General features: G+C 63.6%; 6 protein-coding genes and 1 pseudogene. 2 read left to right on the forward strand and 5 right to left on the reverse strand.

Annotation, left to right across the window (positions count from 1 at the left end; all coding sequences use genetic code 11):
- Positions 1-465: outer membrane protein assembly factor BamB family protein (locus N5J71_RS21915; protein WP_341795229.1), on the reverse strand; the 465-nt coding region annotated here is incomplete at its 3' end.
- A gap of 217 nt (positions 466-682) precedes the next feature.
- Here N5J71_RS21915 and N5J71_RS21920 point away from each other — a divergent pair.
- Positions 683-1,069: a hypothetical protein gene (locus N5J71_RS21920; RefSeq protein WP_074858991.1), complete on the forward strand. Its 387-nt coding sequence runs from the start codon at positions 683-685 to the stop codon at positions 1,067-1,069.
- A gap of 190 nt (positions 1,070-1,259) precedes the next feature.
- On the opposite strand, the gene N5J71_RS21925 is transcribed toward N5J71_RS21920, so the two are convergent.
- From N5J71_RS21925 to pedF, 4 genes are all read right to left on the reverse strand, one after another.
- Entirely contained in the window at positions 1,260-2,189 is a 930-nt protein-coding gene (locus tag N5J71_RS21925; RefSeq protein ID WP_279917644.1) for a quinoprotein relay system zinc metallohydrolase 1, read from the reverse strand.
- A gap of 119 nt (positions 2,190-2,308) precedes the next feature.
- On the reverse strand, positions 2,309-3,058 hold the full coding sequence (locus tag N5J71_RS21930; RefSeq protein ID WP_279917645.1) for a quinoprotein dehydrogenase-associated SoxYZ-like carrier: 750 nt from the start codon (positions 3,056-3,058) through the stop codon (positions 2,309-2,311).
- A gap of 21 nt (positions 3,059-3,079) precedes the next feature.
- Positions 3,080-3,952: a substrate-binding periplasmic protein gene (locus N5J71_RS21935; protein WP_074859074.1), complete on the reverse strand. Its 873-nt coding sequence runs from the start codon at positions 3,950-3,952 to the stop codon at positions 3,080-3,082.
- A 148-nt stretch (positions 3,953-4,100) separates the two neighbouring features.
- Positions 4,101-4,520 (reverse strand): cytochrome c-550 PedF, encoded by a 420-nt coding sequence (pedF, locus tag N5J71_RS21940; protein WP_003461185.1) that lies wholly within the window; start codon positions 4,518-4,520, stop codon positions 4,101-4,103.
- 290 nt (positions 4,521-4,810) lie between these two features.
- Between pedF and N5J71_RS21945 the strand changes: the two are divergent.
- Positions 4,811-5,290: pseudogene (locus tag N5J71_RS21945) on the forward strand (PQQ-binding-like beta-propeller repeat protein); the annotation flags it as partial.

Genomic DNA, 5,290 nt, shown 5'->3' on the forward strand with positions numbered 1-5,290 from the left:
CAGCTTGGCATCCAGGGTGCCGAAGATCACCAAATCGTCGTACAGGGCGACGCCCCGGTTGATCACGTCGCAGCAAGGGCGGATATCGTCCGGCAGGCGCGCTTCGTACTGCCACAGCTCGCGCCCGGTGCGCGCATCGACGGCGAACACCCGCGAATAGGAAGCGGTGACGTACATCACACCGTCCTTGATCAGCGGCTGCGCCTGCTGACCACGCTGCTTCTCACCACCGAAGGACATGGTCCAGACGGGGCGCAGTTCCTTGACGTTCTGCTCGTTGAGGATGTTCAGCGGGCTGTAGCGCTGGCCTTGCAGACCGAGGCCATTGGTGACGATCTCGTCGGTGGTGGTGGCGTCCTTGAGAATCTCGGCGTCGGTGACCGCCAGCGCGGCGGCGGACGGCAACAGCATGGCGGCACAGAGTGCGGTGAGGAGGAAAGGCTGGCGAAGACCGGCGTGTTTCATTGCGGCTACCTCTGCGGGTTCATTGTTATTGCCGGGAAATTTTCCCGGTCTGCCGCAAATTCTTGGCTCACCCGGGTCCCCCAACAATTGCACCCCCAGCCGATTTTCCTCGTTCCTTGGTAGCAATACCTGCTCCACAAGCCATGATCATGACGATTGCGGCGGCCCCGGCTTTGCCCGACACTTGGCCGCCCGCACATTCTGATCGGAGACGCCCGTGCCCCACCCTCGCCAGGAAATTCTCAACCATCCCGATGCACTGGACTGCACGGTCTATCGCCCGGACGAGCAGGACCCGGATGCCGAAGAGCAGGATCTGGGCGACGGCAAGGTGCTGATCACCGGTGCCTTCGAGCCGCCGCAGGATTGGGATGCGCACCAGCGCGAGGACTATTTCGGCGAAGAAGACCCCACCCACTTCGTCAGCGCCCATATCGAATGCCTGGCCAAGCCAGCCACCCGGGAATTCTTCATGCCCGACAGCGGTGACTACGTGGCCGTGCAGTCCAACCAAGGCGACGTGGTGATGTATTACGTCTACGACCACGAAGAGACCGAGCACGGCCGTCATTACGTGCTGATTCGTGATGACGAAGAGCTCTAGGCACCAGGCTCGCAACGCCGAGCGCTCGTAGCGCAGGTTGTAGGGTGGACTCCGGAGCGCAGCGAACAGTCCACCAACTGCTCCCGGCGTACTACTTCGCGAGTACGCCCTACTCGGCTGGTGCTCTTGTAGGAGCCGGCTTGCCGGCGATAAAGCCCACCGGCCAACACCATCGCCCGCAAGCGGGCTCTTACGGATTGGCATCCACCCGCGCCATGGCCTGGCGCTCGTAGCGTGGGTAGAGGTGGCTGACGCTGCGGATTAGCTCGTAGCGCGACAGGTTGACCTGAGCGAAGCGCTCAGGGATCGGAGCGCGGATCAGCTCGTTCATCTCCGCGCCCTGCTCCGCGCCCTCACGCAGCAGCCCATCGAGCCAACCCAGGTAGTCGCGCATCTGCGCGAAGGGTGCGGCATCCGTGGCGACGGGGCCGTGACCGGGCACGCTCTGCTGCCACGACAGGGCCTGCAAGCGATCCAGATCGGCCAGCCACACGTCCAGCCCCGGACTGTTCGGCGTGGTCAGCGCACGCTGATAGAACAGGATATCGCCGGCGAACAGCACGCCCGTACGCTCATCCAGAATTGCCAGGTCGGCGCCGGTATGCCCTCTTAGTGCAAGCAGTTGCAGGCGCCTGCCGCCAAATTCCAGCGTGCCTTCCTGCGCCACCTCGGTGGGCAACACCACTTCGGTACCGCGCATCCAGTCGCCGACCAGGCGGTACATGTTCTCCGCCATGGCATCGCCCTGTTCGGCCAGCAACCGGGTGGTCTCGGGCAATGCCGCGATGGGCACCCCGGCGAAAGCCTGGTTGCCCAGCACATGATCGGGGTGATGGTGAGTCAGCAACACGCGCAGCACCGGTTTGCCGGTGGTTTTCTCGATGCTCTGGCGCAGCGCCTCGCCATAACGCCGCGACGGACCGGTGTCGATCACCACCACGCCGTCCGCGCTTTCGATGAAACCGACGTTGACGATATTACCGCCATTGTCCGCCGCAAAATTGTCGGTACTGCCCTCCAGCAACCAGACGCCCTCGGCGATCTGTCGGGGTTGCAGGTGGTAATCGAGCGCCTGCGCAAACCCGCTACCGAGAGCCAGCAGAAACAGTATCCAGCGCATGCTTTTCTCCTCGAAATCTGCCTGAGCCGCGAGCTTCGCCCCGAGGCGGGGCTCCTACAGACTGGGCGAGCATTGTTGGTTCTTGTAGGAGCCGCGCCCCGCGGCGAATAGACCCGTCGTCAGAACGCGGCCCGGAATTCGTTGCCGTTGTTGTCGCGCAGCCAGACTTCGGCCTGCCGGTCGTCGCGCAGGTCGAAAGTCAGCGTGGGGTTCTCGCTAACCGCCGGGAACAGCTCGATACGCCCCAACACCTGACCATCGACATCGCGCAACTCGGCTTGCTCGATATAGAACTCGGGGATACCACCGACCAGGCCGTTATCCATCGGGTGCGACACCTGCAGGCGCAGGCGGCTGTCCTCACCACGTACGAAGCGCTTGCCCAGCACTTGGCCCAGGCGTTCCTCCCAGCCGGCCTCGGCGCGCACTACGCTGGGCGCGGTACAGCCGCCACCTGCCGCCTCGACGCGGGCCGAGCCGATATGCCAGACGCCATCGTCGGTGAGCACCGCCGCGCGAATCGGCGTGGCCTGCTCGACACGGATGCGAATGGCCAGGCTCGGTTCCAGGTGGTCGCCGGGGGCGAAGTCGAGAATACGCGGGATCGGGTTGAGCTCGGCCCAAGCCAGAATGCGCTTGACCTTGCCACGGTAGGCGCTGGCGTTGATCTGGATCGGCACCTGGCGCGCATCCTCGGCGAATGGCGGCACCTCGAGGCGAATCTTGTCGTCGAAGACGAAGGCCTCACCGTTGAGCAGGCGCTGGTGGTAGTAGTCCCACATCACCGAGGTGACCGGATCGGGCGCGGCGGCCCTTGCTTCCCAGGCCCAGGCAAACAGGGCCAGCAATATCAGGCTACGCCAATCCATCGCCCACCTCCGGCTCGACTCTTATTGGTATTGTTCCGGCTTCTCAAAGCGCAGCCCGTAGCGCGCGTACAGGCGTTCGAGCGAGCCGTCGAGAATCAGGTTTTCCAGCTGTTCTTCCAGGGCATAGGCCAGTTGCCGATTGGTTTCGTGCACCGCCATGCCGATTTCCCAGATCTGCCGGCCCATGTCCGGATAGGCGTTCTCGGCCAGCGCCAGCTGCGGGTCATTGGCCTCGTGCAGCAGCCAGTCCACCTCGCCACGCAGCGCCATCACCGCATCCACTTCACCACCCTGCATGGCCGCAAAAGCCAGCTTCGGCGTTGGGTAATGGCGGGTTTCCTGGCTGAGCATGCCGCCCTGCACCGAACTCAGGTAGAACGAGGGCACACTCTCGACTTCCACGCCCACTGGATGCTGGCGCAACGCAACGATGCTCGGCACCTCGGGCAGACGCCGACGATCGAACGCCAGTTGCCAGCGCTCGCGCTGATAGGGGCCGAACATCACCACGCGTTCGTTGACCAGCTCGCCCAGCTCATTGCGCATCTGCGCGTAGTCGCGGTCGTATGGCACGCGCAACATCACATCGGCCAACTTCCCCTGCGCGGTCACCCGGCCACGCCAGATGTAGTCACGCAGGTCATCGTCGAGTTTTTCGCCTGGCGGCGCCCACATTACTTCCAGCTGCAGCCCAAGCCCTTCGGCCAACGCCTTGGCCAACTCGTAGTCGACGCCACGTGGCTGACCGTCCTGCTCGTAACTGTAGGGCGGGAAGTTCTGGTACAGCGCCACGCGCAGGATGCCCGACTCGGTGATGCGGTCGAAGTCGCGCACCTGCGCCTGGGCCGTACCCTGGCACAGCAGCAGGCCACACAAGAGGATCAACAGGCGCATGACGCGAGCGCTTATGAAGAAATCGTCGCGAGCGATGGCAGGTCGCGCTGGGCCTGCGCGTAGCAAGCGGAATGTATTGAAATACATGAGCATTGCGAGCACCGCCGAAACGCGAGATGCCGAGCGCAGCAGATTTATCATCAAGCGCTTACTCCTCGACGTGCACGCTCTCCAGGTAGCTACGCACCGCCCACAACGCTTCCTGGCTGAGGAAGTCGGCCATCTTCGGCATGTACACACGGCCATCACGCACCGCGCCGTTGATCACGCGTTCCTTGTACCACTCGTCACCCATGGCACCCAGCTCGAGCAGGCGCAGGTCCGGGGCGATACCGCCGGACTTGGCTTCCAGGCCGTGGCAGGCGGCGCAGTTCTGGTTGTAGGCCGACGCGCCGATCTCGATGGCGCGTGGGTTGTCGCGATAGGGGTTCTCGTCCAGCCATTGATCACCCAGCGGTTCCAGACCATCAGTGTTCACCGCCTGCGGTACCACATCGCCGTGTGCCCAAAGGTTGGTCGATGCGGCGAGCAACAGCAGCGCCAGGGTGGATTGGATTTTCTTGTTCATGGCTAGGACCTCATCTAATGCACGCAATACAGCCCATACAGAGCTCGTGGCGACCATCTTAGAAAGGCCGTGCAACGCGCCGAATGCTGCTTTGGTGGTCGCGTTCTAGTCCCTTGGTAGTAGGGCTTGTGAGGGGGTGTTGGCGATGCCTTGGCAGCAAGGCCAAGTCATGCCCCGGCCGGGAAATCCTCCCGGTAAAGGCGGGAGTTTTTCCGTAGGCGCGAAGGTGGCCGGGTACCACCATCGACTTGCCACTGCGGCGATCACTTTCTTCAACGGGAAGCACAACCATGACAACAAGAAACCTACCCAGCACCCCGCGTCCCCTGGCGCTTGCCCTGATGCTGGCCGGCGGCCTGGCGCTTAGCCAGGGCGCGCTCGCCAAGCCGGTCACCTGGGAAGACATTGCCAACGACCACACCACCACCAGCAACGTGCTGCAGTACGGCATGGGCACCAACGCCCAACGCTGGAGCCCGCTGGCTCAGGTGAACGCCGAGAACGTGTTCAAGCTGACCCCGGCCTGGAGCTACTCCTTCGGTGACGAGAAGCAGCGCGGCCAGGAATCGCAGGCGATCATCCACGACGGCGTGGTCTACGTGACCGGCTCCTACTCGCGCGTCTTCGCCCTCGACGCCAAGACCGGCAAGCGCCTGTGGACCTACAGCCACCGCCTTCCCGACGACATCCGCCCATGCTGCGACGTGGTCAACCGCGGCGCCGCCATCTATGGCGACAAGATCTACTTCGGCACCCTCGATGCCCGCGTC

It is taken from the genome of Ectopseudomonas oleovorans (genome assembly GCF_029845265.1).
In the GTDB taxonomy this organism is placed as follows: Bacteria; Pseudomonadota; Gammaproteobacteria; order Pseudomonadales; family Pseudomonadaceae; genus Aquipseudomonas; species Aquipseudomonas oleovorans.